28 protein-coding genes are annotated in these 24,977 nt (G+C 68.6%); 15 read left to right on the plus strand and 13 right to left on the minus strand.

The window, feature by feature from the left end:
- Positions 1-2: 2 nt before the first annotated feature.
- The 3 genes from R3E10_15660 to R3E10_15670 all read right to left on the minus strand — a co-directional run bounded on the left by R3E10_15660 (position 3) and on the right by R3E10_15670 (position 2,859).
- A complete protein-coding gene (locus tag R3E10_15660; GenBank protein MEZ4417190.1) occupies positions 3-1,775 on the minus strand; it encodes a hypothetical protein in 1,773 nt (590 codons plus the stop codon).
- Positions 1,776-1,949: 174 nt separating this feature from the next.
- On the minus strand, positions 1,950-2,333 hold the full coding sequence (locus tag R3E10_15665; GenBank protein MEZ4417191.1) for a hypothetical protein: 384 nt from the start codon (positions 2,331-2,333) through the stop codon (positions 1,950-1,952).
- Positions 2,334-2,358: 25 nt separating this feature from the next.
- Positions 2,359-2,859: a DUF6790 family protein gene (locus R3E10_15670; GenBank protein MEZ4417192.1), complete on the minus strand. Its 501-nt coding sequence runs from the start codon at positions 2,857-2,859 to the stop codon at positions 2,359-2,361.
- A gap of 162 nt (positions 2,860-3,021) precedes the next feature.
- On the opposite strand from R3E10_15670, the gene R3E10_15675 reads away from it, so the two are divergent.
- The gene (locus tag R3E10_15675) at positions 3,022-3,567 is read left to right on the plus strand and encodes a helix-turn-helix domain-containing protein (protein MEZ4417193.1); all 546 of its coding nucleotides are present in this window, start codon (positions 3,022-3,024) and stop codon (positions 3,565-3,567) included.
- Between the two features lie 31 nt (positions 3,568-3,598).
- Positions 3,599-4,252, plus strand: a complete 654-nt coding sequence (locus R3E10_15680) for an NAD(P)H-binding protein (GenBank protein MEZ4417194.1) — start codon at positions 3,599-3,601, stop codon at positions 4,250-4,252.
- A gap of 27 nt (positions 4,253-4,279) precedes the next feature.
- Here R3E10_15680 and R3E10_15685 read toward each other — a convergent pair whose 3' ends face one another.
- The 3 genes from R3E10_15685 to R3E10_15695 are packed head-to-tail and all read right to left on the minus strand — an operon-like array spanning position 4,280 to position 5,699.
- Entirely contained in the window at positions 4,280-4,792 is a 513-nt protein-coding gene (locus R3E10_15685; protein MEZ4417195.1) for a nuclear transport factor 2 family protein, read from the minus strand.
- The gene (locus R3E10_15690) at positions 4,789-5,229 is read right to left on the minus strand and encodes a VOC family protein (protein ID MEZ4417196.1); all 441 of its coding nucleotides are present in this window, start codon (positions 5,227-5,229) and stop codon (positions 4,789-4,791) included. Before R3E10_15690 ends, R3E10_15685 begins: the two co-directional genes overlap by 4 nt.
- A 53-nt stretch (positions 5,230-5,282) precedes the next feature.
- Complete coding sequence (locus R3E10_15695; GenBank protein ID MEZ4417197.1) at positions 5,283-5,699, minus strand: DUF1761 domain-containing protein; 417 nt, start codon at positions 5,697-5,699, stop codon at positions 5,283-5,285.
- 71 nt (positions 5,700-5,770) lie between these two features.
- Here R3E10_15695 and R3E10_15700 point away from each other — a divergent pair, with 71 nt between their 5' ends.
- The 4 genes from R3E10_15700 (at position 5,771) to R3E10_15715 (ending at position 8,243) form a co-directional block, all read left to right on the plus strand.
- Entirely contained in the window at positions 5,771-6,106 is a 336-nt protein-coding gene (locus tag R3E10_15700; GenBank protein ID MEZ4417198.1) for a metalloregulator ArsR/SmtB family transcription factor, read from the plus strand.
- Positions 6,103-6,954: an SRPBCC domain-containing protein gene (locus tag R3E10_15705; GenBank protein MEZ4417199.1), complete on the plus strand. Its 852-nt coding sequence runs from the start codon at positions 6,103-6,105 to the stop codon at positions 6,952-6,954. The genes R3E10_15700 and R3E10_15705 overlap by 4 nt, the downstream gene beginning before the upstream one ends.
- Positions 6,955-6,979: 25 nt before the next feature.
- Positions 6,980-7,741 carry a class I SAM-dependent methyltransferase gene (locus R3E10_15710; GenBank protein MEZ4417200.1) on the plus strand — a complete coding sequence of 254 codons (762 nt, stop codon included), beginning with the start codon at positions 6,980-6,982 and terminating at the stop codon, positions 7,739-7,741.
- Between the two features lie 112 nt (positions 7,742-7,853).
- Positions 7,854-8,243: a DUF3224 domain-containing protein gene (locus R3E10_15715; protein MEZ4417201.1), complete on the plus strand. Its 390-nt coding sequence runs from the start codon at positions 7,854-7,856 to the stop codon at positions 8,241-8,243.
- A gap of 41 nt (positions 8,244-8,284) precedes the next feature.
- Here R3E10_15715 and R3E10_15720 read toward each other — a convergent pair whose 3' ends face one another.
- From R3E10_15720 to R3E10_15740, 5 genes are all read right to left on the minus strand, one after another.
- Positions 8,285-8,602 carry a transcriptional regulator gene (locus R3E10_15720; protein MEZ4417202.1) on the minus strand — a complete coding sequence of 106 codons (318 nt, stop codon included), beginning with the start codon at positions 8,600-8,602 and terminating at the stop codon, positions 8,285-8,287.
- Between the two features lie 5 nt (positions 8,603-8,607).
- Positions 8,608-9,183: a hypothetical protein gene (locus R3E10_15725; GenBank protein MEZ4417203.1), complete on the minus strand. Its 576-nt coding sequence runs from the start codon at positions 9,181-9,183 to the stop codon at positions 8,608-8,610.
- Positions 9,184-9,298: 115 nt separating this feature from the next.
- Positions 9,299-9,700 (minus strand): type II toxin-antitoxin system VapC family toxin, encoded by a 402-nt coding sequence (locus tag R3E10_15730; GenBank protein ID MEZ4417204.1) that lies wholly within the window; start codon positions 9,698-9,700, stop codon positions 9,299-9,301.
- On the minus strand, positions 9,685-9,930 hold the full coding sequence (locus tag R3E10_15735; protein ID MEZ4417205.1) for an antitoxin VapB family protein: 246 nt from the start codon (positions 9,928-9,930) through the stop codon (positions 9,685-9,687). Before R3E10_15735 ends, R3E10_15730 begins: the two co-directional genes overlap by 16 nt.
- Positions 9,931-10,010: 80 nt before the next feature.
- Positions 10,011-11,282 carry an ankyrin repeat domain-containing protein gene (locus R3E10_15740; protein MEZ4417206.1) on the minus strand — a complete coding sequence of 424 codons (1,272 nt, stop codon included), beginning with the start codon at positions 11,280-11,282 and terminating at the stop codon, positions 10,011-10,013.
- Positions 11,283-11,568: 286 nt separating this feature from the next.
- Between R3E10_15740 and R3E10_15745 the strand changes: the two genes are divergently transcribed.
- On the plus strand, positions 11,569-12,936 hold the full coding sequence (locus R3E10_15745; GenBank protein ID MEZ4417207.1) for an erythromycin esterase family protein: 1,368 nt from the start codon (positions 11,569-11,571) through the stop codon (positions 12,934-12,936).
- Here the strand turns inward: R3E10_15745 and R3E10_15750 are convergent.
- Together R3E10_15750 and R3E10_15755 are read right to left on the minus strand one after the other, a co-directional pair.
- Positions 12,922-15,630, minus strand: coding sequence for an ABC transporter permease (locus R3E10_15750; GenBank protein ID MEZ4417208.1), 2,709 nt, complete (start codon positions 15,628-15,630; stop codon positions 12,922-12,924). The genes R3E10_15745 and R3E10_15750 overlap by 15 nt on opposite strands.
- Positions 15,631-15,638: 8 nt before the next feature.
- Positions 15,639-15,953 carry a helix-turn-helix transcriptional regulator gene (locus R3E10_15755; GenBank protein MEZ4417209.1) on the minus strand — a complete coding sequence of 105 codons (315 nt, stop codon included), beginning with the start codon at positions 15,951-15,953 and terminating at the stop codon, positions 15,639-15,641.
- A 262-nt stretch (positions 15,954-16,215) separates the two neighbouring features.
- Between R3E10_15755 and R3E10_15760 the strand changes: the two genes are divergently transcribed.
- The 8 genes from R3E10_15760 (at position 16,216) to R3E10_15795 (ending at position 24,973) form a co-directional block, all read left to right on the plus strand.
- Positions 16,216-17,133: a hypothetical protein gene (locus tag R3E10_15760; protein MEZ4417210.1), complete on the plus strand. Its 918-nt coding sequence runs from the start codon at positions 16,216-16,218 to the stop codon at positions 17,131-17,133.
- Positions 17,130-18,026, plus strand: coding sequence for a ThiF family adenylyltransferase (locus R3E10_15765; GenBank protein ID MEZ4417211.1), 897 nt, complete (start codon positions 17,130-17,132; stop codon positions 18,024-18,026). Before R3E10_15760 ends, R3E10_15765 begins: the two co-directional genes overlap by 4 nt.
- Positions 18,023-19,135, plus strand: a complete 1,113-nt coding sequence (locus tag R3E10_15770) for a GNAT family N-acetyltransferase (protein ID MEZ4417212.1) — start codon at positions 18,023-18,025, stop codon at positions 19,133-19,135. The genes R3E10_15765 and R3E10_15770 overlap by 4 nt, the downstream gene beginning before the upstream one ends.
- A 1-nt stretch (position 19,136) precedes the next feature.
- Positions 19,137-20,828 (plus strand): hypothetical protein, encoded by a 1,692-nt coding sequence (locus R3E10_15775; protein MEZ4417213.1) that lies wholly within the window; start codon positions 19,137-19,139, stop codon positions 20,826-20,828.
- A gap of 93 nt (positions 20,829-20,921) precedes the next feature.
- Positions 20,922-21,929, plus strand: a complete 1,008-nt coding sequence (locus R3E10_15780; GenBank protein MEZ4417214.1) for a sugar phosphate isomerase/epimerase — start codon at positions 20,922-20,924, stop codon at positions 21,927-21,929.
- Positions 21,930-22,020: 91 nt separating this feature from the next.
- Positions 22,021-23,010, plus strand: a complete 990-nt coding sequence (locus R3E10_15785) for a tripartite tricarboxylate transporter substrate-binding protein (GenBank protein MEZ4417215.1) — start codon at positions 22,021-22,023, stop codon at positions 23,008-23,010.
- Positions 23,007-23,468: a tripartite tricarboxylate transporter TctB family protein gene (locus tag R3E10_15790; GenBank protein MEZ4417216.1), complete on the plus strand. Its 462-nt coding sequence runs from the start codon at positions 23,007-23,009 to the stop codon at positions 23,466-23,468. Before R3E10_15785 ends, R3E10_15790 begins: the two co-directional genes overlap by 4 nt.
- Positions 23,456-24,973 (plus strand): tripartite tricarboxylate transporter permease, encoded by a 1,518-nt coding sequence (locus R3E10_15795; protein MEZ4417217.1) that lies wholly within the window; start codon positions 23,456-23,458, stop codon positions 24,971-24,973. The genes R3E10_15790 and R3E10_15795 overlap by 13 nt, the downstream gene beginning before the upstream one ends.
- Positions 24,974-24,977: the final 4 nt, after the last annotated feature.

The following is a 24,977-nucleotide window of genomic DNA, read 5'->3' on the forward strand; positions in this document are numbered from 1 at the left end:
GCTCAGTCGTAGAACGACCGCCACGCTGTCCACACGGTCGAGCGATGGAGGCAGAACGTGCTTGAGAAGAAGGACGTGCAGCCCCACGTACGCTCCTGCTGTTCAGACACATAGATGTTGCCCTGCAGATCCGTGGCGAACAGGATGGGGCGCTGGGCGGCGTTCGGCTCACGCCATTGGTCCACGGTGATGTAGGCCAGATCGCCGACCTGACCACCCACCACCTCGTCGAAGTAGCCGAAGAAATACGCACCCAAGGCCTCCAGTGGGCTCGCTTTCGCAGCAAGCTGCGGGGCCCACAGTGGGATGTCCGCGCGCCGCCAGTCGGACCAGCCACCGTTCGTGGGATCGGCGCCAGCGGAGAGACGCGTCCACAGCCGTTGCTGGGAGTCCAGCATGACCAGGAGCACCGCACCGCTTTGCAGGCGCTTGACGTCCAACGCCTGGGCGGAGCTGCCCTCGGGGAGCGTGACGGGCGCGAGTCCTCCCTGCTTCCCGGCGGCGGAAACGCGGCTGATCCAGACCCCGGAGGAAGCTGCCACGACGATCAGGTCTGCGCCGGTGGCCAAACGCTCCGTCGCGAGCGCACTCAAGTTCGGCTTCGACGTGATAGGCGTCCACATCGACTGCCCAATCACCTGTCGGAAGAGCGCACCGTCCGTGGTCGAGGCGTAGAGCGTGCTTGAGCCGAGGCCCTCCGCCGCGTCAACAGCGTCGACCGAGGCTGATCCCGGTGGCCCTGGATGAGTAGCCCACTGACTGCCGAGGTTGGGGGCGACGTCGATACGCCGAAGGGCGCCCCCGTTGCTCACCACGAAGACACGGGAGCTTCCAGTGCCGGTCGACGCGGCCGCGACATCACGTGGAGCCTTCAGATAGCCGATGCGACGAAACGGAGCGAAGCGCGCCGTGGTGCTCGGGCTGGCCCGCACACGACCGGTCAGGTGTTCAGCGTCGACGTCGAGGGCCCACAGCGCCGTCCGGCCCGTCCCGACCGAACTGACCGCGACGGGCCCCGCTTGCCGCGGTGCCCCGATGAACCGCGCCGCGCTTGGACCACCCGACCCTCCGTGGACCACACCGAGCACTCGGTACACATGGGGCCCCGTCGCCGCATCCAGGATGGGAGAGCCCGAGTCGCCCCCGAGTATCTTGCACGTGACGGACAGGTAGTCGTTGTCCACGTTCAATAGTGTGCAATCGGTTTCCATGATCGCCGGCTGCCACCAGACGTTCCCCAGGAAATCGGCGGGAGTCGGCAGACCGGGAGGCTTGGGACCCGGACCGAAGAACGCTGTATCGCGTGCGTACCCCAGATGGTGAACGGTGGCCGGTACCGGTCCAGGGACATCGAAGACCAACGGCAGCACACCCGCAATCGGCGGATCGATCGCAGCGATCCCCCAATCGGAGCGCACGAACTCGGACCCGGTCTGCACGCGCGTCCCTACCACCGCGCGCTGGACCGTCGAGAATGGGTGAGACGTGTTCTGCGGGTGGAAGTTTGGATAGAACCGGAGCGGTCCCTGCCAGACACCACGGTCGTCGTATGTGAAACAGTGGGCCGCTGCAACAATGTGATTGGCGTCGATCAGAGATGCCGTGCACCCATTGTCCAGGAAGCCCACGCCAAGTAGTCCCGTGGGACGCAACTGTGGAATGACAAAGCGCGAGCCCTGAGCATCGGCACCTCCGGCATCGAGACGCAGCCACGCTCCCGTGGCACCGACCGCAACAGCAACAGCAACCAGGATAGAGGATCTGACGGGGCGCATGGAGCCTCCGGTTGGGAGGTCGCATCTCCTACCTTGGCATAAGCGCAGAAGCGGACCGCAGGGGGCCACGAGTCACCTCCTCGGCGAGGGAGGGAGGGTCCGGCCTCGCCGGGAGGGTCTGGACCGAGAGGTCGACTCGGGTGGTGGCGGTACGCCCGGGTGCTGTCCCGGCTCTCAGCCCTCGATGCCGGGAGGCGGAGCCGAGCACAGGGCAGGCGACTGCGCCCGCGTGCGAAGCCACAGCACCACCTCGGCGATGACGACTGCCACTCCGAACAACGGGTGCAAGGACGCCAATGTCGCCCCCAGTTGCGGGCCGTTGATCACGAGGAACGGGGCTGCGATCCCCGAGACCAGCGCCAGCCCGACCGGCCAGCCCAGGTGCCTCTTACGGGACACCCCGATCCAGAGTGCCTGCACGATGACGAGCAGGAGCACGACGTACCCGAACGTGGGGTGGAAGTCGTAGTTGCCCGCGAACACCAGCAGGCCCGCCCCATAGACCTGGGACAGTGTGGCGGCCAGCACCAGCGTCGTCAGCGCGTGGAGCCCCTTCATCCGAGCTGCAGCGCGTGGCCGAACCTCACGGCCGCCGCGCCGCAGCGTCGGCGCCACCCCCGCGCAGCAGTCCCGATGCCCACAGCGCGCCCAGCAACACCACGGATATGAGGCCGTGGGTAGCGAAGATCAGCAGCGCCATGCCGTGCGTGAGCCCTCCTTCCGACCGGAGCTGCTGCATGTGGATGGCCGTGGCCCCGAGGAAGAAGACCGACCAGGCGATGGCGGGACCCACGAGGTAGGCGCCCCTGATCCGGAGGGCCAGCGTTGCCGCGATGCCCATGCCAATCAGCGCCCAAACGGCGAACGTCTGGTACGGCGACCCCGCCGGCATGCCCACGGCCTGGGAGGCCTCCGCCGGATGGACGAGCGCGTATCCCATGAACAGGACCATGGGGATCCCGCAGTAGCCCACCAGGACCCAGCGCAGGACCGCCTCGCCAGCCGCGGAGCTGGTGCGATTCGACAAACGCAGAACGTGAATGACGGCGCCGGCAAGCACGACGAGCAGAGCGAGGTGAAACACGGTCGATCTCCGGTTCGTTGGAACGTGCCGGTGAGTATCCCGCACCACTCTCCCTCGCATCAAGCGACACCCGCTCTGGGAGTGTCTGAAACTGGACAGATGGGGGGGTGGTGTCTCGCTTCGCCTGGCTGGGACCTGCGGGGCGGACTAACCTGACCTGCCATGCAACGCTCCCAGACCCGGCTGCGAATGGCGCTGCTCGAGCTGCTCGCCGAGCACGACTACGACGCGATCACGGTAAGTGCCATCGTGGATCGCGCCGGTGTCGGTCGTTCCACCTTCTATACCCACTTCGAGTCGAAGGAGGATCTGCTGCTCTCCGGGTTGGAGGGCCGGCTCAGCACGCTCACACGGCAGGCCCCGCCCGGAACCACCGCGGAAGAAGACGCCCGCCGGTTCCGCTTCTCGATGCCCATGCTGCGACACATCCGTGAGCAGCGCCGCTTCTTCGAGGCCGCCGTGCTCGGAGGCGCCGATCCGCGGCTGCGGGAGATCAGCGAAGGCATCCTTGCGGATATGATCGCGGTCGAGCTGGAGCGCGTGGGCGGCGCTCACGGGTCGCGGGAGATCCTGCTGGGCCGCGCGCGCGCGACCGCAGGAGCGTTTCTGGCGCTGCTGGCCTGGTGGCTGCGTTCAGCGGACCATCTGAGCGCGGAAGAGATCGACGACCTGTTCCACCACTCCACACTCGGGAGCGCAGTCCGGTGAGCACTGCTCTCGCGGAGCAGCACCAGGAGTCATGAGGCTCCTGGTTCTGGGTGCATCGGGTGCGACCGGCCAGTGGGTGACCCGCCTGGCGGCAGGGCGGGGGCACGCCGTGACGGCAGCCGTGCGACCGGAGACACCCTACCGTGCCCCGGACGGCGTCGAGGTGGTGCGCGGCTCCGTGATGAAGCCGTCGTTTCTCGCACTGCTGTTGAGCGCTGCAGACGCGGTGATCTCGTGCTTGGGACTGCGCCGTCGCTCACTGCTTCCGTGGTCCACGCTCCTTTCTCCTCCGGACCTGGTGGAGCGGGTCACGCGCATCGTCGTCGACGCACCTCGCTCGAGGGAGCTGCAGCGGTTCGTGTGGATCAGCGCGGGCGGCGTCGGGGATAGCGTGGCGCAGACCAGCGCTCCCGTCCGGCTCCTGATCGGCGCCGGCCACGTCGGTACCGCCTACCGCGATCTGGAGGCAGCGGAACGCGTGCTGGCGAAGTCGTCCATACCGTCCCTGGCGGTGCGGCCCGTGACGTTGATGCATGGACGCCCGACGGGCGTTGTGGGCCCGGTGAGCCGCTATGGCCTCCTCTCCACGGTGCGGCGCAGCGACGTGGCCACATGGATGCTCGACGTGGCGGACGGCTCCTCGTCGTTCCCCGGGAGTCAGGTGCTGCTGGGGCGGCGCCGCTGAGCTGTGGGCGGAGCCAAGGCTCGGGACTCAATGCCACGACATGACCTGGATCTGCCAGCCCTCGGTGGGATGGCGTTTCCACACGGCGGCGTACGGGCCCTGTACCCGAGCCGTGTCGGCGCCTCGGAGGACGGCGTACTCGTATCGCGCGACCACGTAGGCCAGCGAATCGGCTCCCGAGACCTGCAGGTCGAGGTAGCGCACGTCCGCCGTCGTGACGTCTCCAGGGCTGGTCAGAAACGCCTGGATGCTGTCCCGACCACGGATGACTCGACCGCCCGGAGGGAGCAGGATCGCGTCTTCAGCATGCAGCATCCCCACCCCGTCCCAGTCCCTGGCGACGGCGGCGCGGACAAGCTGGGCCCTGCGTGCCAGGATGTCCTGCGAGTTGAACGCATGCAGCGGTGCGCCAGGTCCGGGGGCACAGGCGCTGGCCAGCAGGAGCAGTCCGCCAGCGAGCTGCGCCCCACCCCACCAGGGCGCCGACAGCGACCTTCTGCCGTCGCTGCGGGGCCTCGATCTCGAGTGACCGGATCTCACGAGGCGCTGCCACCGACTCCTGGCGAGTCCGCCGCACGGCGCGACGCGAAGTACCACTCCTGGCCTTCCGGGTCTCGCACGCCATACCGTCGATCGCCGTAGGGTTGATCTGCAGGCTCCTCAATGATCTCCGCGCCAGAGCTGCGGGCCCGCTCGCAGTGCGCATCGACGTCATCGATGTAGACGTAGAGGCTGCTGGTCGCGTGGCCAACGTGCCTTGGGTTCCTATAGTCGCCACCGGGAGACCCCAACATGATGGGGCTGTCCTCGAGCTCCATTTCGGCATGCTGCACCGCGCCGTCGGGGCCGGCCATTCGGCTGCGCTCCACCAGGCCGAAAGCGTCAGCCAGCCACTCCATCATTGCGCCGGTGTCTTGGTACCGGAGATAGGCGGTGATCCGCGGATAGCCCGCGGGAGGACTCAGGCGGGATTGCATGGTCGTTGCACCTCCTTCCGCACCGGAACGAAGCTGTTGAGGATGTGCCCGCCTCACCGCCACGAGGCAAGGAGAGCCCCCATCGCCGCTGCGTACATCAGTTGGTAGGCGGCATCGAGCAGGTAGGTGAGGATGGGCTTGTCGGAGAAGAGGAACGCGGTCAGGCCCATGGTGGCGAGGAACCCCAGCCAGAGCAGAAGGCCCAACAACGCGCCGCCGGACGCCGAGGAGAGGCCCAGGGTCGAGATGAGCCGGGAGAGCACCACCGCCATCACGAGGTAGCAGACAAAGGAAACCGCGACGGTCCGGGCTCCATGGCGGCCTATCTCGAGAAGCCTGTCCTCGGAGAACCCATGGGCCCGTGCCCAGACCTCTCCGAACATCAAGGGGGAGTACCAGAGCGCGCCGATCACGATCGGAACCATCGCGGCGACTACGACCGCGAGGTAGTTGGCTTCTGCACCCCTCATCACAATCCGCCAGTCGTCCATGGTTGGAGTATGACAGTTGTGTCTTACGAAAGCAACTACTAACGTACGGCATGAACGCGGGACAGATCGACGGGAGACTCTCGGCCCTGGCCGACCCCACCAGGCGAGCCCTCCTCCGGAGGACCTGGAGCCGGGAAGTGTCGGCGGGCGAGTTGAGCCAAGGCTTCGCCATGACCCGCTCGGCCGTCTCCCAGCATCTGCGGGTCCTCCACTCGGCGGGGCTGGTGCGCGTAAGGCGCCAGGGCACGAGTCGATTCTACCGCGCCGACCCGAGCGCCTTGGACGAGGTCAGGCTGTTCTTCGACCGGTTCTGGGACGCTGCCCTGTCCGACCTCAAGGTCGCCGCCGAAGCGGAACACCGGGGCAGGCGAGGTGAGAACACGTGACCCACCAACCCACGCACCTCGAGAAGTCGATTGTCATCGACGCGCCACCGGACGTCGTGTTTCCCTTCCTCACCGACCCTCTGCGGATGGTGCAGTGGTGCGGAGAGTCCGCCGAGCTCGAGCCTCGGCCCGGAGGTGTGTTCAAGCTCACCTTCGAGGGTGGCGTCGTCTCCGAGGGCCGCTACGAGATCGTGGACCCACCGCGTCGCGTCGTCTTCACTGTCGGAATGTCCGGCAGCATAGTTCCCGTAGGCGGCAGCCGGGTCGAGATCGAGCTGATCCCTGAAGGGCGAGGAACCCGACTCCTGCTTCGACACACCGGGTTCGATCCTTCCCATCCCGTGTCGGACGGGTGGGATCATCACCTGGGCCGACTGCAACAGGCCGTCGTAGGTCGTGCGCTCGGCGCCGACCGTTTCGTCGCCGACACCATCGGAGAGCAACACACCATGGACACCCGTGAGCGCAGTGCCGAACTGGCGGTGGGTTGGTTGGAGGCCTGGATGCGGTTCGACATGGACTGGCTGCGCACTCGGCTGGCCCCGGACTTCACACACACCAGTCCGTTCGGACGGTTCGAGGACCGGGAATCGTACCTGGCGGCCGTGGAGCCGATGGCCAGGAAGAGCGTCGTCGAGATCCAGATCAAGCACGTGATCTCCACGGGAGACCAGGCCGCAGTCTGGTTCACCAACGTGACGCCCCAGGGAGGGGTCGAGTCCTGCGATTGGGTTCGCATCGAGGGTGATGTGATCAAGGCCATCCAGTCCTTCTACGACACCGCCACCGTCCGAGCCGTCCTGTCTCCCTCGGAACAGCGCACGCTGGACGGGGCCGCCCAGCAGTGACGTCCCCGACCCTGCGCGGGTGCACGTGAGCAACACCGGGGACGCACGCAGCGGAGGCCACCTTCTCTACGGTGAGCTCGCTTCGTGGTGGCCGCTGCTCTCGGCCCCCGAAGACCACGCCCAGGCCGCGGCCCTCTACGGCACGATCCTGAAGCGGGAGGCCGATCCACCGGCCCGCTCACTCCTCGAGCTTGGCAGCGGCGGTGGGAACAATGCGTTTCATCTCATGCAGACCTTCGGTGAGGTCGTGCTGGTGGACCCCGCTGCAGACATGCTCTCCGTGAGCCACCGCTTGAACCCGGAGTGTGAACACGTGCTGGGCGACATGAGGTCGCTCCGCCTGGGCAGGGAGTTCGACTGTGTGCTGGTCCAGGACGCGATCGGCTACATGACCACGCTCGAAGACCTGCGCACGGCAGCCGACACGGTCTTCGTGCACCTCCGCGCTGGCGGCTCCTTTCTGATCGCTCCAGACTTCGTGCGCGAGTCGTTCCGCTTTGGAGCGGAACAGGGCGGTCATGATGGTCCGGAGCGCGCGCTCCGCTACCTGGAGTGGACTTGGGACCCAGACCCGAGCGACACGACGTATACCGTCGACCTCGCCTACCTTCTTAGGACCGTCGATGGCGCCGTGCAGGCCCACAGCGACCGCCACGTACTTGGCCTCTTCTCCGTAGCGCAGTGGCTGGCGACTTTGCAGGGCGCGGGCCTCGTCGCTACGACCGGCCGACACACGTTCCCGGGCGATACCACCGAGAGGCTGCTGTTCCATGGGACCAAGCCATAGCAATGCGCATGCGATGCCGCGCCGACTTACCGTGACCGCTGCCTGCATGGTCCTGGCGGGTACATTGACGGCGGCCACTTCCCACTCACGAGCTCGACCGGATCAAGAAGCGATGAGCCATACTGCCCGAGGCACCTTCGAAGTCACCTTGACGCCGCTCACAAGCGAGCTCGCCCCTCCGATGGGGGGCTTTTCCATCGATAAGACCTTCGCGGGTGACCTGGTCGGCACCAGCGTCGGTCAGATGCTTTCGGCCATGGGCGGCGTCGAGGGGTCGGCCGGCTATGTCGCCATTGAAGTGGTCACCGGAACTCTGGGTGGCCGCAAAGGCAGCTTCGTGCTCCAGCACAGCGCTACGATGGACCGCGGACGACCGTCGATGAGCATCACTGTGCTGCCGGACTCGGGCACGGATGAGTTGCTGGGCCTCGTGGGGTCTCTGGAGATCCAGATCGACGGAGGCGAGCACCGCTACGTGTTCGAGTACTCCCTACCGCAGTGATAGGAAGCCGCGGGTCCCCACCGCCGGGACCCGCCGCCTCTTTACGCCGTAGGACGGCGCCCGGGAATGGCGGCCAGGAGATCGGACATCGTCGACTTGTAGTCGTCGAGCGCGACGCTCCCGGCCTTCGTCAGGGCGTAGGTGGTACGCAGCCGTCCCTCCACCTCTCGCTTGGACGCGTCCACCAGACCCGCCTCGCACAGTCGACCCATCTGCACCGAGAGGTTGCCGCGACTGAGTCCCGTCTGCCGCTGCAGGTACATGAAGTCGGCCGCGTCCACCATGGCCAACAGAACGAGCACCCGCAGGCGGGCGGGCTCATGCAGGAAGCCATCGATCTCGGGAACAGCCGGTTGCATCGCGGCTACTCCTGGCCGATGAACGGACGGCTTTCGGCCAGGAAGCGCGCCAGCAGCACCGCACCGGTTCCGCAGACGACTGCGCCGCCCGCCAGAAGCGGGATGGCCGGCCCCGTTCCCAGCAGGACCGTCAACGCACCGGCTCCCGCGATCAACACCGCGTACACGCCGAAGCGCACTGATCGCGTGAGCGCCGCGCCCACCAGCGCGGCCAGGGCCACGAGCAAGGCGGGCACCGCGTCGACCGCTTGTAGCGCACTCCGCCCCTCTCCGCGCGACAGCACCACCGCGACGCTGACCAAGGCCAGCGCGCCAAGGCCAAACGCCACGGCCCCGGAGAGTGCCCGCGCGGTGTGTTGGCGGCGTTCGCGCGAGAACTCCACGTAGCCGGCCCGGGGCTCCACCACCTGCTTGCGCAGGATGAACCAGGCCGCGAAGGCCAGCGGCACCACCAGGGGGACCATCAGCTGATCGATGACGTAGCCCAACCCGATGAGCAGCAGGGAGCCTCCGGCGACCAGGTCCAGAGCGCCGTCCTGCCAGTGGGTTCGGAAGAGCCGGGCTTCGGGTGAGCGATCCATGGGACCTCCTATGGTTTATGCCATGAACTAAGTTCATGGCATGAACCTTCGGACGCAAGGGCTGGAACCGCCCACAGAGGCCATCCGCGGCTTTGCAGGTATCCGCCGGCCAAGGTCAGCGGTAGGAAACCACCTCCAGCCCTTCCACTCTCAGGAAGTCCCCGGCATTGGCGGTCACCAGCGGAATCCGGTAGCGGACGCTCGTCGCGGCGATCCACAGGTCGTTGGTACCGATGAGCATGCCCCGCTCGCGCAGGCCCCGAGCGATGCGCGCGTAGGTCAGCGCCACCTCCTCGTCGACTGGAAGCAATACGTGAAGCTCGCGGACAGCGCGGAGGATCGGATCCTCCGTGTCATCGAATCCCTCGGCGAACTCCCCCAGGACAGGCGTCGGCAGGTGCAACTCGAGATCGGGATCCGACTCTAGAAACCGATGAGCAGGCCCGGCTTCGCCACGCCGCCGTTCTCGCTGCAGATCGATGAGGAACGTGGTGTCGAGTGCTACCCGTCCCGCCACGGATCCTCCGGCGGCCGGTCTTCGGCTTGAGCCCGCTCCAACCGGTCCAACGCTTCCTCGTCCATCAGCGGAGTCCCCTTCAGCGCATCAAGCAGGGCACGCGCAGTCCGGGGCGGCGTGGGCCACATTGCCCGCTTGATGACCATGGAGAACGACTCCGAGCGCGTTCGCCGCGCGCGCCGCAGACGCTCATAGGCCTCGAGGTCGATGGAGATAGTCTTGGTTGCCATGCATGTATATGTGCATGCAGATGGCCAGTGTCAAGCTCCTCACAGCCCTCGGCGCCGGTGCCCAGCATCCTGAACCCCCCCTACCCCACGCCCCCCGCCGCCCGGATGAGGTCCATGGCCGGCCGGCTCACGAAGATGGGCGCGTGGAAGCGCTCCCCCCACCCGATGGGCGTCACGTCCCGGTAGTCGTGGCGCGCCGGGTCGCCGTGACCGGGGTGCAGCCGCTTCCACAGCGACGCCCGCACGTTGGGATCGGCACCCCGTTCGAGGAGCAGCTCGGTGAACGGAGCCTGGAAGGGACCCCTCCCCCCGTAGTTCATCCAGAAGTTGGGCTGGGAGACCACCGTGTTGAACAGCGGCGTGTGCCCACCGAACCCGCTGGCGCCGACGGCAGCGCGGACGTTGGGGTCCATGCCTCGATCGAGGAGCCAGCGCGCGATCTCCATCTCGTCGAACTCCACTGCCATGTGCAGGAGCGTGCTGCCGGCCAGTGGCGTGCCCTCGGTGGCATCCAAGGGGTCACCGCACCCCATCTCCGACGGGTAGATCTCCCGGTGGGAGAACGTGCGGGTAAGGAGCGCCGGATCTCGGTCGAGGTGCGCTGCCAGCAGATCGAGGCGCCCGCGGTGCAGCGCCATGGGAGGCGTGTCGGGCAGCTCGAGTCCGTGCTTCTCGTACAGATCCAGGATGCCGTGCTTGGCAGCGGGCTTTCTGGAATCCGTCTGCAGGACCACGTCCACCGGGGCCAAGCGCGTCCCCGCGTCGTCGATGACGCGGGCGCCCAGCGAGAGCACCAGCGCAGTGCCCTCCAAGCTCAGCGTGTACGCCGGGCCGCCGAGAGCGTGGTGTGAGACAGGAGGGCTCCCTGCCAATTCGTGGATCAGACGGGCGGTGCGAATCTGCCCCTGCAGTGCCGCCCGCCCGCCTGCGTGCTCGTGGTCGGTGGCGCCCAGCCCATGGAGCATCCGGATGATGGCGTCCCGGCCCAGGTTGGCCGCGTAGCCCATCGGTGCCCCCCAATTGCTGTCACGGCGGATGAGCACCGGCTCATGGATCAGGTGGCGGTTGGACTGTACCAAGGCGCGCACGCCTTCCAGGTCATCCTGCCAGAGGGCGGTGGCCAGGCGCACGGCCTGCAGCAGACGGGGCCAGCTCGATGCGGAATAGCTGCGCGCCAGCACGAGCTGAGCGTCGGACAGCTTGGCCACATCAGGGCTGGGCGCTGCAGGGTGGAGTTCGCGGAACTCGGCGAGTGCGGCCGCATCCCCCGCGCGCAGTGCGCGGAGCAGGTCCTTCGCCTGGTGCTTGAGCTGATCGAGGTCCGGACGGACCGGGAGACGACGGGTCGGCATGGTGCCTCCTCGGAAGTGCCCGTTCGGTCCGCTGTCGAGGGCCAAGGAGGTTCAGGTGCACGGCCCGGCCATCCCTACAGTCAGGTGGACTCGGTCCTTCCCGCGGACGGGCGGCGCCCTGCGCGCCGTGCCCGGAAGATGGTCCGCGGATCCGTGCGCCGGCAAGAATGGGCCGCATCTGCGTAGGCCAGGCCATGGCCAGCCTACCCGCGCGCTCGCGTTTCCGCGGAAACGTCCTATAGTCGGTATCGAGGCGGTGGGGAGCAGCTCGGACGGGGGGAGATCGATGCGACGCTGGCGATGGCTCACGATCCTGGCCGCGGCGACGTTGGCCGCCTGCCAGGAGCAGGCCCAGAACTCTCCGACCAGCCCCACGGGCCCGACGCCGCCTACGCCTTCTGCGGTCGCGACCTGGCTGAAGGCCAACGCCCTGCCGCTGTCCACCGTCGACATCCACGCACCGCTGGACGACCTCGCGGGTCTTCGCGACCTCGTGGGCGACGCCCACATCGTGTCGCTCGGCGAGGCGACGCACGGCACCCGCGACTTCTTCCAGATCAAGGCACGCTTCCTCCGCTACCTGGTGGAGGAGATGGGATTCAACGCGTTCGCCATTGAAGCGACCTGGCCCGAAGCCAACCGCCTGGACCACTACGTGCGCACGGGGGAGGGAAACGCCGAGGAGCTGCTCTCCGGGCTCTACTTCTGGACGTGGCGCACGGAAGCCGTGCTCGAGATGATCGAGTGGATGCGCGAGTACAACGCCGCCGGGGGCGATGTAGGCTTCTACGGGTTCGACATGCAGTTCCCCGGCATGGCGCTCTTCAATGTCCAGGAGTTCGTGGACCGGGTCGATCCAGCGGCAAGCACTGCGTTCAGCGACCACATGGCCTGCCTGCAACGCTTCGCCAATGGACCGGATGGTCTCTTCCCCACCCAGCGGTACGGGAGTCTGAGCAGCACCGAGGCGACGGCGTGTCGCGCAGACCTGCGCTGGGTTCGCGACACGCTGGCTGCGGCCGAGCCCGACTACGTGGGCCGCTCCTCACAGGTGGAGTTCGACCGGGCCCTGCACAGTGCGGACGTGGCGCTCCAGTACGAGAGCATGGTGTCCGGTCTGAACTCCCGGGACGCCGCCATGGCAGACAACGTGCTCTGGCTGAAGGATCAGCTCGGTCCAGACGGGCGCATGGTGCTGTGGGCGCACAATTACCACGTATCCACCGTCCCCGGTGCCATGGGCCTCGCGCTGCGTCCCCGACTGGGGAATGACATGGTGGTCTTCGCGCTGTCGCACGGCGGAGGCAGGTTCACCGCCGTCACCCAGCGCGGCACCACGTTCAGCGGGCTGACCACCCACACCTTGGACCCGATCTTCCCTCAGTCGTACGAGGAGTTCCTCGCGTCTGCCGGCCTGCCCCGCTTCGTGCTGGACCTGCGGGGCCGCGATCTCGACGCCGAGGAGACCTCCTGGCTCCGGGGGCCACGCCGGTTCCGATCGGTCGGATGCTGCTACGATCCCTTGAGCCCCATCAACTACTGGCCCGTCGCAGACCTCACTGCCGACTTCGACGCGCTGATCTACTTCGAATCGACCGGCCCGACCCGTCTGCTGCCCAATCGGCCTCCGTCGACGTTCTCAGTCGGTCCGTAGCGCCTGCAGCGGACTCACGCGCGAGGCGCGGCGAGCGGGCACATAGAGCGCCAGTACGGCAACGCCGAGCAACACCACGGTGGGCCCCAGGTAGCTGACGGAATCCAGAGGACTGATTCCGTAGAGCAGGCCGCGCATGAGTCGGCTCAGCACCACTGCGCCGAGCAGGCCGGCGGCCACACCGATGGCCACCGGCACCCCGCCCTGCCGGATCACCATGCGCCGCACGTCCGCTGCGCGGGCTCCCACGGCCATGCGCACCCCGATCTCGCGGGTGCGCCGGCTCACGGCATACGCGACCACGGCGTAGATCCCGATGGCACCGAGCAGCAGCGCCAGAACCGCCGCCAGGCCCACAAGGGCGAGGGCGAACGCGGTGGACGCCGTCGCAGCGGTGATGCGCTCGGCCAGAGACTCGACATCGGCCACGGGAACCATGGGGTCGAGACTCTGCACCACGCGGCGCACGCCGGACAGCACGCTCTGCGGGGGCACCGACGTCTTCAGCACGTACGTCAGCCGGTTGGGAGGCGGTCCGTCGCTGGCGGCGTTAGCGGGCAGATAGATCGTGCGCAGGAAGTCGTCCGTGTGGGCTCGTCCCCGCACGTTGGCGGCCACCCCGACGACCGTGTACCAGGGGCCGTCTTCTGCGAAGCGCACCCGCTGACCCAGGGGATCGACCTCGCCGAAGTAAGCGCGGGCAGCCGCTTCGCTCAGCACCGCGACCAGCGCCTCGCTGGACTCGTCCGCCGCTGTGAAGCCGCGTCCTCGTACCTGGATGCCCAGCGTCTCGAAGTAGCCGGTCGTCGCCAGGCGGGCTCCGGTAACGGGCGGCACTTCTCCGGCGGGCGTGGGGAATCCGGCGGCTTCCAGGGTCTCCCCCCAACACATGCTGGGCGTGAGCGGCAGGCACTGCGCGACCGCGCCTACACGCTCGACACCGGGCAAAGCGGCGAGCTCCGTGCGCAGAGCCTCGTGGAAGCGCAGCATATCGGCGTTGGTCGGATACGCGCTCTCGGAGAGGCCGATCTGAAAGGTCAGGGCTTGCCGCTCGCTGAAGCCCAGCTCCACGTGCCTCAGTCGCTGGAACGTGCGCAGCAGCAATGCCGATCCCACCAACAACATCAGGGCCAGCCCGACCTGTGCGGTCACCAGCGCCTCACGACCCAGGCGACGGTGCCGCGGAGCTGTGGCGCGCTGCGCGCCCTCCTTCAGGCCCGCGGACAAGCCGGCGGTGGTGAGCGGTGTGCGGATGGAGCCCAGGAGCAAGGCAAGCGCCAGAGCCGCGCCAGCGCTGGCCGCGACCACCCACGGATGCAGCCCCACGTCTGCGAGCCGCGGTACGTCCACCGGAGCACGGTCCCTGAGCAGCTGCACGCCGAGCTGGGCAGCACCGAGCCCCACCAGGCCCGACGCGAAGGCGATGCACAGTGACTCGGCCAGGCGCTCCCGTAGGAGTCGCGCGGAGCTGGCCCCGAGCGCAGCCCGCACCGCGGTGTCACGCCGGCTCTCCTCCGCCCGCACCAGGAAGAGGTTGGCGACGTTGGCCAACGCGATAAGCAGGACCAGACCCACGGCTCCGAGCAGGATCCACAGCGTGGCGCGCACGTCGCCCACGATCTGCTCCTTCAGCCCGACCACTCGGGGCACCACCCCGGCGTCGTCCAGATACCCGCTCATCCGGGCGGGGTCGTCCGTGGTCTCCCTGAGCACGGGCAGCAGCGCCGTCATTTCCCGCTCGAGATCGAGGGGTGAAGCTCCGGGCGCCAAGCGGGCCACCGCCATCTCGTTCCAGCCCCCCACCCCCGTGGCGGGTACGCTGCGTGGCTGCCAGAGCTCGGCGTCGGCCGAAGGGAACGCGAACTCGCGCGCGGCTACCCCCACGACCTCGGTGAGGATGCCGTCGAGCCTGACACTGCGCCCGACGACGGCCGGATCGGCGTCGAACCGTGTGCGCCACAGCTCATGCGAGAGTACGACCACCGGCGGGGCACCGGGCTCCGCGTCGGCCGCCACCAGCCAGCGACCCAGGCTGGGACGCACACCGAGTACCACGCCCAGTGACGGAGTGGCCGAGATGGCGGCCAGCCGGACCGGGTCACCCACCCCCGTCAGCGTGGCGTTGGTCCAGGAGTACATGGCCGTGGCTTCGGCGGCCGTCGCGCGTTCGGCGTAGAAGCGATACACGCCATACGTAACGCCCAGTCCGCGCTCGATTCCGAGACCGGTGGCGCCGTGGTCCATCTGGACGAGGCGGTCCGCATCGGGATAGGGAAGCGGGCGAAGCACCACGCCGTGCACCAAGCTGAACACCGAGGTGGTGGCCGCGAGCCCGAGGCCCAGGGTCAACACGGCGGTGAGCGCGAAGCCAGGATGCCGGCGCAGACGTCGGACGCCATGGCGGAGATCCTGCCAGACCCCACCCCCGCTGCGGGCCTCGGTGGGCCGCCCCGCACGCGCTCCCCGCACACGTACGATCACGGCTTGGGCCACGAGATCGGCCAGGGCGCGCAGCGTAGCGCCGATGAGGGGCAGCACACCGCGCTGCCGAGCCGCGGCCGCGATCTCCGCGAAGCACGCCTCCAGATCCGGGCCGTACTCCATGCGGAAATCGCGGGGCAGAAGGACCAGCAGCCAGCGGTAGGCGGCGAGGGCCAGCCGTACCGAGCTGGAGCCCGAGTCCGAGGACTTCATCCCCCCGCTCACGCGGGCCCCTCCGCCAGCTTCCCACGGGCCAGACGGGCAAGCTCCTCGAGTCGGCCCGCTTCCGCGGCCAGGGCGCGCCGGCCGTGCGGGGTGAGGCCGAACGTGCGCCGGCGGGGATCCTCTTCGGTGGCGGCGCCGGCGACCTCCTCGATCCAACCGGACTCGGTCAGCTCGCGCAGGGCCCCGTAGAGCGTGGCCGGCCAGAGCTTGAGGCTCCCCCCGGTGCGCTCTTCGACCTCTCGCCGAATGGCGTAGCCGTGCAGAGGACCACCGGCGAGCACCAGTAGGATGTGGAAGGTCTTGGAATCCATGGTCGAGCCCCCGTCCGGTCGCCGTTCCACGATGCACCGCCGCGCTTCGGCCTTGGGGGCCGCTTGGTAGCGGTCAATATCGATATGAAATCATATATATACTGATTCTGACCGCCAAGGAAGGGGCGAGGGCCGGCAGCGCAGCCCACCGGGCCTCCGTACGTCATTCCGCCCCCTCCTGTACGTCACCGGGGCCACCGACCCGGTCACCCCCCTCCGGTATCCTCGAAGTGAGGATTGCCCCCGACCGGAGTCGCACCCCATGAGACGTCTTCCCCACCCTCCCCGCTGCGTGCAGTTGGACGTACGGATCGGGCGTAGCCACCAGCTCCACCTGTTCGAGAGGCCGGGGCTGTGGATGGAGGCCGGCGAGCGCGACGCGCTGCTGGCCGACCTGCGCACGGTCGCCGACCGCTGCGCGGGCCCGGACGTGCTCCGCTACGGCGTGCTCTCGGGAGCACCCGGGATGTTGGAGCGCGCCCTGATTGCGCTGCTGGTCCGCCGTGACAGCGGAGAGCCCATCGGATTCAACGCGATGTTCCTGCTGGACGTGGAGCTGGGCGGCCGCTGCCAGAGGATCCTCCATACCGGGCTCAGCATGCTGGTGCCGCGGCACCGGCGCGCCGGGCTCTCGTTGGCGCTCTACGGGGCACCCGCGCTGCTGGCCTTCGCGCGCAACCGCTTTCGCCGCCTCTGGGTGACCAACGTGTCCCAGGTTCCCGCGGCGATCGGGATGTTCGCCCACAACCTGCACGACGTGGTTCCCGCGCCCGGGGTTCGCCCCGCGCTCCGCATCCCGCACCGGGACATCGCCACCGCGCTGATGGCAGAGCATCGGGCCGTCTTCGGCGTCGGGGCGGACGCCGTCTTCGATCCGGAGCGTTTCGTGATCCGCAACGCCTACACGGGCGGGTCGGACGGCCTCAAGAAGCCTTTCTCCGCCTGCGCCGCCCACCGCGACAGCACGGTCAACCACTATTGCCAGGAGCACCTGGACTACGAGCGCGGAGACGACTTCCTGCAGGTGGGCTCGCTGAGTCTTCCCCGCGCGGGCCTGTTGTCGCTTCGGCTCCTACGCGGCCTACTGCGCCGGGCACACCGCAGCGCGCGTCGAGGGGTCGCACCCTTCTCCCTTCCAGCGGTCGCGCGCGTGCACCGACCGTCGGGAGTGGCCCGATGAGCGCCGTGGCCTACGCGGAGATGACCGTCCGCAACGCGGGCTTCCTGAGCGCGCAGGAGCAGGTTCGTCTGCGCGACTCCGCCGTGTTCGTCTGTGGCGTCGGCGGAATGGGCGGCGCGGCGGCCCAGTCGCTGGTGCGGGCCGGGCTCGGACGGATCGCCTTGGCCGATCCGGACCGCTTCGAGGCCTCCAACCTCAACCGGCAGGTCTTCGCCACCACCGAAACGATCGGGCGTGAGAAGACCTACGCCACCGCGGACGCGCTGCTCAAGATCAATCCCGACCTGGATGTCGAGATCGTGGGCGCGGACTGGGTGGAGCACCTCCCTGCCCTGCTCACCCGCTGCCCGGTGGTGGTGAACGGCATGGACGATCTCCGTGCTGCGATCGCCCTCTACCGCGAGGCGGGCCGTCGCGGTGCCACCGTCGTGGACGCCTACACGTCCCCTTTGCCTTCGGTCACGGTGGTCACACCCCGCGATCCCCGGCCCGAGCAGCGGTTGCGTTATCCCACCGCCTCGCTGCCGCTCGCGCAGATCGAGCCGGAGCACGTGCGCGCTTCGTTCCTCCGGGAGATCGCGTTCGTCATCGCTCACACCTCGAGCCTGAAGCGCATCGACGCCCAGGTGGTCCGAGAGATCCTGGAAGGCACGCGGGCGCGCAGCTCCTACGCACCGGTGGTGATCTCCGCGGGCACCCTCATGGCCTTCGAGGCCGTGCAGGCCCTCCTGGGGCGACCGAGCGCAGCCGGACCGGCGGGCTACTTCCTCGATCTCTGGTCCGGCCGCATCCAGCGGCCGGGCCGCGGCTGGTGGAGCCGGCTGCGCACGTGGTTCGCCTACCGGGCCCTGGCGGCCCACCCTCCCTTCTCTGGCCAGGAGGCAACCCGATGAGTGCGCTACGCCTTCGCGCCCGGGACTTCGACGGGTTCTTCTCCGTTCCGTTCCGCCAATACCCGGCGGCGTGTCCTACCACGTCACCGCTCCGCTCCGAACTGCGGAAGATGCTGGACGGCGCCGCGAATCCGGTGTTCACCGGACCCGACGACATCACCTACTTCACGGCGTTGCGCGGAGACGAGGCGGTGGGTCGCATCACGGCACACGTGCACCGTGCCGCGAATGAACGCTACGGACTTCGTCGCGGCTCGTTCGGGTTCTTCGATTGCACCGATGAGGGAGAGGTCGCTCGCATCCTGCTCGACGCGGCCAGCGACTGGCTGCGCGAGCGCGGCTGCGACGAGATCGTGGGCAACTTCAATCTCACGGCCATGCAGGAGATGGGTGTGGTGATCGACGGCCACGAGCACGCGCCCTTCCTGGCGCAGCAGCACAACCCTGCCTGGATCCCGGCGCTGCTCCGGGAGAATGGGTTCGAAGGGCTCTTTCCGATGACGAGCTGGCACCTGGACCTGCGTGCCGTGAAACCGGCCGACCTGCTGGGGCCTCGTCAGCGCGCGCTCCTGGACGACGGGCACCTGCGCCTCTCCGCCGTCGGCCGGCGGCGGTTCCGGAGCTCGATGGAGGTTACGCGAGCCCTGCTCAACAGCTCCTTCGCGCAGAATCCGCTGTTCGTGCCGCTCACGGAGGCCGAGTTCCGCTTTCAGGCAGAAGCGATGCTCTCGATCTACGACCCCCGTATCAGCTTCCTGGCCCATCTCGACGACCAGGCCTGCGGCGTGATCGTGTGTCTGCCCGACGTCTATCCGCTGCTGCGCGCCACGCGCTCCCGCATCGGATGGACGACGCCCCTCCACTACCTGCGCTACCGCGCGCGCAGGACGCGCGCCTCGCTGATCTTCGGCGGCGTGGTGCCCGAGATGCAGAATCGGGGTCTGGCGGGGTTGCTCCTGTACCACGCGCTGAGCGCCATGCAGCGGGCCGGCTATACCGACCTCGGCATCACCTGGATCTCCGACACCAATCCTTCCAGCCTCCGGCAGATGGAGAAGATCGGTGCGGAGCCGCTCCACCGCCTCGCGCTCTTCCGGAGGTCGATCTGACATGCATGCACGAGGATCGTCTCCTGTCGTTCGCGCACTGTTGTGCGCAGCGCTCGCCGCTTCCGGCTGCTCGGTCCCGGGACGCTTCCTGCGTGGCTACGCGGAAGCGGACGCGACGGGAATGGAGTCGTTGGGCGGAACCGGTGCCTACGCGCACGCGCCCGCTGAGGTGCGCGGTCAGGTGCGCTTCGTGTTCGACGACTTCGGCAGTCTGACCACGGATGTGCTCGACACCTACGCACTGCCCTGGAAGGTGGTGGGCGCCGCCCTGGTGCTCGAGCAGGCCCGCAGCGCCGGCGCCCCCGTCAGCACCGCGACGCTCGAGGCCGTGCTTCGCCGGTTCGGGTTCCTGACGCCCCGCCGCATCGCCAACTGGGAAGGGCCGCAGCCCCGGCTGGAACGTCCGCTCGGCGTGGTGGCCGGGGTGGCGCGGCGCGGCCTGCCGGCCGTGGAGCTGGAGATCGCCAACGTGGGCTGCGCGGCCTGTCACGCGGGTCCGCTCTACGGGGCGGACGGCCAGGTTACCGCGGACGCGTGGCTCGGCCTCCCCAACAGCTCGCTCGACCTGAGCGGGTACGCCGACCATGCCCTGGCTGCGCTGCAGAAGGGGCTGTCCGAGCCCGACACCCTGCTGGCGATCATGGATGCGCTCTTTCCGATCATGGGAAGCCGTGAGCGCTCGACGATCCGCAAGCACGTGTTGCCCGACGCGCGCGCCGCGCTGGAGGCGCGGCAGGCAACGCTCGGCGGTCTGCTTCCCTTCGAGAACGGCGGACCCGGGCTGATGAACGGCGTCGGATCGCTGCGCTTTCTGCTCGGTCTCTCGCACGAGGACGCGCGCCCCCTCGAACGCGCTTGGGCGTCGCCGCCGGATCTGACCGGCACCACGCTTCGTCGTACCCTGCTCTCCGATGGGGCCTACGCACCGCCGGGCAGCTCGCGCTACGGCCCGCTCACCCGGGAGGAGCGCTCCCCCGGTCACATCCGCGAGCTGGCGGGCATCGCCTCGCTGTTCCTGGTGGGAACGCAGGGCGTCGAACCCGAGGTGGCCCGGCGCGCCATCCCCTCCGTCGAGGAGGTGCTCGAGTTCGCCGACCGCTTGCAGCCACCTCCGTTTCCGGGGCCGATCGACTCCACGCTCGCATCCGCTGGACGCGCCGTGTATGAGCGCGACTGCGCGGTGTGTCACGGGGTCTACGCGCGCGAGGGCCGTCGGGAGCGACTGGTGCTGCACCCCAACCGACTGACCGCGCAGGATCGCATGGGTACCGATCCGGTTCGCTGGCAGGCGGCAGACTCACTCGCGTTGGCCACCGTGGAGGCCAGCGGCTACGACCGCTATCTGGACGCGCTCAACGATGGGGGCTACGTCGCGCCCGACCTGGCGGGCCTCTGGGCCACCGCCCCCTACCTGCACAACGGGTCGGTGCCGACCCTCTGGCACCTGCTGCACGCCGCGCAGCGGCCCCGGCGTTTCTGGGTGGGCGGTCACGCGCTGGACCTGGAGCGCGTCGGGATCCGTGGCGAAGTGGACGCGCGGGGGGACTACGGCTATCCGGCGGACTATGTCCCGTGGTCACAGCCCTTTCTGTACGACACACGCGAGCCTGGCCGCGGCAACCAGGGGCACGAGTTCCGGACCCTCACCGACGAGGAGAGGCACGCGCTGTTGGAGTACCTGAAGTTGCTGTAGGCTTCGGGGAACGGCCCAGGTGCGCCGGCCGCCGACCACAGCCGGCTGGACGTGCAGTGCAGGGTCTCAACCCTCAGGAGCCCGCCGGACCCCATGGAAGGCCCACCCATCACCACGCGCCGTCGCTTCCTGGCCGGCCTGCTCGGTACCGCCGGCGTGGGCGCGGTCTCCGGGCAGCTCTGGGGCGAAGCCGCCGGGAGTGGCGTCCCCACACCGGCGGCCACCCGGCTCCCGGCAGAGCGGATCGGAGTGCAGCTCTACACCGTGCGTGACCTGCTGCCCGCCGACCGGCTGGGGCTCGAGGGCACGCTGGAGCTGCTGAGCGATGTCGGGATCACCGGGATCGAGCTCGCGGGCGACTTCCTGGGGCACACACCGGGCGCGCTACGCGCGTTGGCCGCGCAGCACGGCATCCAGATCGTCGGCAACCACTTCGGCCCCCGCACCATGGACGGCGCCAACCCATGGTACGACGAGGCGGGACGGAGCCAGATCTTCGCCGAAGCCACGGAGTTGGGCCTCGAGTACGTCGGCACCGGGCACTACTACAACGTGCCGCTCACCAGCGACGGCTTCCGGGCGTTCGCGGCGACCCTGAACGCGTGGGGCGCCGCTGCATCCGCCGCCGGCCTCAAGTTCTACTTTCACAACCACGACGCCGAATTCACGCGGGTCGCAGGGCGGCCGCTCTTCGAGATCCTGCTGGAGGACACCGACCCCGACCTGGTGGCGTTCGAGCTCGATCTGGGCTGGACGGCGATCGCGGGAGAAGACGTGTATGGGATCGTGAGGCAACATCAGCATCGATTCCCGTACTTCCACGTCAAGGACTTCAGGTTCGATGCCGACGGCCCCCGCGAAACGAAACCGAACACCCTCGCGGCCGGACGACGGTTCACCTTCACCGACGTCGGTAAAGGGCAGATCGACTGGGCCCGTCTCTTCACCACGCTGGACGATCCGACGCAGCACCGGTACCTGATCGAGCGGGACGACGCAGGAAACGACAGAGCGGCGGAGGGCAGGCCGCCCACCAACCCCGCCGGATCGGCCAATACCGTCTGGGTCAGCCACCGCTTTCTGACCGAGTTGGACTTCTGAAGGAGGGCACCGTGCACACACGCACCTTGGGAACACCGTGCAAGGACACCGCTATGGAGAGGGTTCGCAACGCATGATCGATCGGTAGACCGTGACCAAGCGAGCATCCCCCCGCGCGTGGCTCCGCGTCGCCGCCGCGCTCGCCATCCTGGCCACCGCCTGCCTCCCCAACGGGGGCACGCGCGGCTGGGAGTGCATCGCCCCCGCCAATGTCGGCGGCGGGTGGGACCGGACCTGCCGCTCGGCGGGTCTGGTCATGGGAGAGCTGGGCCTGAGCCCGGGTGCCGTGCGCACCCTGAACATGCCCGGTGCCGGTGGTGGCGTGGCCTACGCCCACGCGGTGGCCCAGCGCAACGAAGATCCGGATGTGCTGTTCGCGGCCAGCCCCGGCACCACGCTTCTCCTCGGCCAAGGGCAGTGGGGACGCCTCACCGAGGACGATGTCCGGTGGGTGGGCGCGGTGGGAGCCGAGTACGGCGTGTTGGCGGTCGCCGCCGACGCTCCCTGGCAGAACCTGGGCGACCTGCTGGCCGCCTGGCGCGCCGACCCCACGAGCATCGCCGTGAGCGGAGGAAGCGCCGCGGCGGGTCAGGACCACATGAAGGTGCTCCTGCTGGCCCACCGGGCCGGCCTCGACCCACGCTCCATCCGCTACGTGCCCTTCGACGGTGGCGGCGAGGCCATGACCGCCCTGCTCGGTGGATTCGTACAGGTGTTCAGCGGCGAGGTGTCGGAGATCCTGGGGCAGGTGCAAGCCGGCCGCATGCGTCCGATCACGGTGATGGCACCGCACCGCCTGGGAGGCGTCCTCGAAGGCGTCGCCACGGCGCGCGAAGCGGGCGTGGAGGTGGACTGGGTGACCTGGCGCGGTTTCTTCGCGCCGGGTGGCATCAGCGACGAGCGCTACCGGGAATGGGTGGACGTCTTCACGCGATTGGCGGCGACGCCCGAGTGGGAGGCGGCCCGCAGACAGAACCGCTGGGAGCCGTACGCCATGGTGGGCGACGAGTTCGACGCGTTCGTGAAGCAGCAGGTGCGTGACTTCCGCGAGATGTCGCGGGAGATCGGACTGATCCGGTGACGGCGTCCACACGCACCGACCGTGTCACGGGTCTGACGCTCGTGCTGCTGGGACTGGCCGTAGGCGCCGAGGCCACCACCTTCAACGTCCTCTTCCTCACCGACCCGGTGGGGCCCAAGGCCCTTCCGCTGCTCTCCGCAGCCGTGTTCGTGGTCTCAGGCATCCTTTTGCTGGCCCGTCCGGGGACCACGGGAAGCTGGCCGCAGCGCGCGGTGCTGCTGCGCATGGCCGGCGCGGTGACCATGTTCGGCGTGTATGCTGCGCTGCTGGCGCCACTGGGCTTCGTGGTGGCTACCACGCTGACGGTCACGGTGCTCTCCGTGCTCTTCGACGGGCCCTGGCTCAAGAGCCTGGGCGCCGCCACGGCGCTTTCCGCTGTGCTCTGGTACCTCTTCGTGTGGGCATTGGGGCTCGACCTTCCCTTGGGCAGCGTGTGGGAGGCCCTATGGATGCGCTGACCCACCTCGTGGGGGGCTTCGGTGTAGCGCTCCAGCCGGTGAACCTGCTGTTGGCCTTCGTGGGCGTGCTGGTGGGCACGTTCGTGGGCATGCTCCCGGGCATCGGTCCCATCAACGCCATCGCCATCCTCATCCCGCTCACCTTCGCCACCGGCATGAGCCCGGAGTCCGCGCTCATCCTGATGGCCGGGATCTACTACGGCTCCCAGTACGGCAACTCCATCAGCACCATCCTGCTCAACGTGCCGGGTACGGCATCGGCGGTGGTGACGGCGCTGGACGGCAACGCCATGACCCGACAGGGGCGGGGCGGGCCGGCGCTGGCCATGGCGGCCATCGCGTCGTTCTTCGGTGGCACCGTCTCGATCTTCTTTCTGGTGCTCTTCGCGCCCCTGCTGGCGGAGTGGGCCATCCGCTTCGGGCCGGCCGAATACTTCGCGCTCATGGTCTTCGCCTTCGCCGCGCTCTCGAGCTTGTCGAGTGGCACGCTGATCAAGGGTCTGGCGGCCACGGCCTTCGGCCTTCTGCTGGCCACGGTGGGGCTCGACCCCAACAGCTCGGTGCCCCGCTTCACGTTCGGGCAGATCAAGCTGCTGGACGGGATGGACTTCGTGGTGGTGACCATCGGTCTCTTCGCCGTGAGCGAGGTGCTGCAGCTGCTGGAGGACACCGACCGCGGCCAGGCGGTGACCAGCTCCTTTGGTCGCGTGATGATCACCATGAAGGAGTTCGTCACGTCGTTGGGAGCCATGATCCGCGGCAGCGTGCTCGGCTTCCTGGTGGGCGTGTTGCCCGGCGCCGGCGGCACCATCGCATCGTTCCTCGCCTACTCCACCGAGCAGCGGGTGTCCGACCGGGAGGGGACGTTCGGCAAGGGCGACATCCGTGGTGTGGCCGCGCCCGAGTCGGCCAACAACGCGGCTGCCAACGGAGCCATGATCCCGCTCCTCACGCTGGGTGTGCCCGGGAGCGGCACCACCGCGGTGCTGTTGGGCGCGCTCCTTGGGTTGGGCGTCACGCCCGGTCCGCTCCTCATCACCGAGGAGCCGGACCTGTTCTGGGGCCTGGCCGCATCCATGTACGTGGGGAACGTCTTCCTGCTGCTCCTCAACCTTCCCCTGGTGGGCGTCTTCGTCCGCGCGCTCACGGTGCCGCGCTGGTTCCTCCTGCCCGCCGTGGCCGCGCTCTCGTTCGTGGCCGTCTACGCCGTGAACCAGAGTGCGTTCGATCTGGTGCTCATGACGGGCTTCGGCGTGGTGGGGTATGCCATGCGCAAGGCGGGCATGCCGCTGGCGCCCGTGATTCTGGGTCTGGTGCTGGGCCCGCTGATGGAGAAGAGCCTGCGCCGCGCCATGTTCCTGTCCGGTGGCGACTGGGGCATCCTGTTCAGCTCTCCGATCGCCATCACGCTTTGGGTGTTGGCCGCGGCCAGCCTGGGCGCGCCCATGCTGATGGCGCGCCGTGCGCGGCTGCGCGAGGCGATGAGCGAGGGCGAGAACGACTAGGACG

This window comes from Gemmatimonadota bacterium (genome assembly GCA_041390105.1).
Lineage (GTDB): Bacteria > Gemmatimonadota > Gemmatimonadetes > Longimicrobiales > Gaopeijiaceae > JAGQIF01.

Coding starts and splice junctions, on each gene's coding strand:
- R3E10_15660 (MEZ4417190.1), bottom strand. CDS start 1,775: ATGCGCCCCGTCAGATCCTCTATCCTGGTTGCTGTTGCTGTTGCGGTC.
- R3E10_15665 (MEZ4417191.1), bottom strand. CDS start 2,333: ATGAAGGGGCTCCACGCGCTGACGACGCTGGTGCTGGCCGCCACACTG.
- R3E10_15675 (MEZ4417193.1), top strand. CDS start 3,022: ATGCAACGCTCCCAGACCCGGCTGCGAATGGCGCTGCTCGAGCTGCTC.
- R3E10_15680 (MEZ4417194.1), top strand. CDS start 3,599: ATGAGGCTCCTGGTTCTGGGTGCATCGGGTGCGACCGGCCAGTGGGTG.
- R3E10_15690 (MEZ4417196.1), bottom strand. CDS start 5,229: ATGCAATCCCGCCTGAGTCCTCCCGCGGGCTATCCGCGGATCACCGCC.
- R3E10_15695 (MEZ4417197.1), bottom strand. CDS start 5,699: ATGAGGGGTGCAGAAGCCAACTACCTCGCGGTCGTAGTCGCCGCGATG.
- R3E10_15700 (MEZ4417198.1), top strand. CDS start 5,771: ATGAACGCGGGACAGATCGACGGGAGACTCTCGGCCCTGGCCGACCCC.
- R3E10_15715 (MEZ4417201.1), top strand. CDS start 7,854: ATGAGCCATACTGCCCGAGGCACCTTCGAAGTCACCTTGACGCCGCTC.
- R3E10_15720 (MEZ4417202.1), bottom strand. CDS start 8,602: ATGCAACCGGCTGTTCCCGAGATCGATGGCTTCCTGCATGAGCCCGCC.
- R3E10_15725 (MEZ4417203.1), bottom strand. CDS start 9,183: ATGGATCGCTCACCCGAAGCCCGGCTCTTCCGAACCCACTGGCAGGAC.
- R3E10_15735 (MEZ4417205.1), bottom strand. CDS start 9,930: ATGGCAACCAAGACTATCTCCATCGACCTCGAGGCCTATGAGCGTCTG.
- R3E10_15740 (MEZ4417206.1), bottom strand. CDS start 11,282: ATGCCGACCCGTCGTCTCCCGGTCCGTCCGGACCTCGATCAGCTCAAG.
- R3E10_15745 (MEZ4417207.1), top strand. CDS start 11,569: ATGCGACGCTGGCGATGGCTCACGATCCTGGCCGCGGCGACGTTGGCC.
- R3E10_15750 (MEZ4417208.1), bottom strand. CDS start 15,630: ATGAAGTCCTCGGACTCGGGCTCCAGCTCGGTACGGCTGGCCCTCGCC.
- R3E10_15755 (MEZ4417209.1), bottom strand. CDS start 15,953: ATGGATTCCAAGACCTTCCACATCCTACTGGTGCTCGCCGGTGGTCCT.
- R3E10_15760 (MEZ4417210.1), top strand. CDS start 16,216: ATGAGACGTCTTCCCCACCCTCCCCGCTGCGTGCAGTTGGACGTACGG.
- R3E10_15765 (MEZ4417211.1), top strand. CDS start 17,130: ATGAGCGCCGTGGCCTACGCGGAGATGACCGTCCGCAACGCGGGCTTC.
- R3E10_15770 (MEZ4417212.1), top strand. CDS start 18,023: ATGAGTGCGCTACGCCTTCGCGCCCGGGACTTCGACGGGTTCTTCTCC.
- R3E10_15775 (MEZ4417213.1), top strand. CDS start 19,137: ATGCATGCACGAGGATCGTCTCCTGTCGTTCGCGCACTGTTGTGCGCA.
- R3E10_15780 (MEZ4417214.1), top strand. CDS start 20,922: ATGGAAGGCCCACCCATCACCACGCGCCGTCGCTTCCTGGCCGGCCTG.
- R3E10_15795 (MEZ4417217.1), top strand. CDS start 23,456: ATGGATGCGCTGACCCACCTCGTGGGGGGCTTCGGTGTAGCGCTCCAG.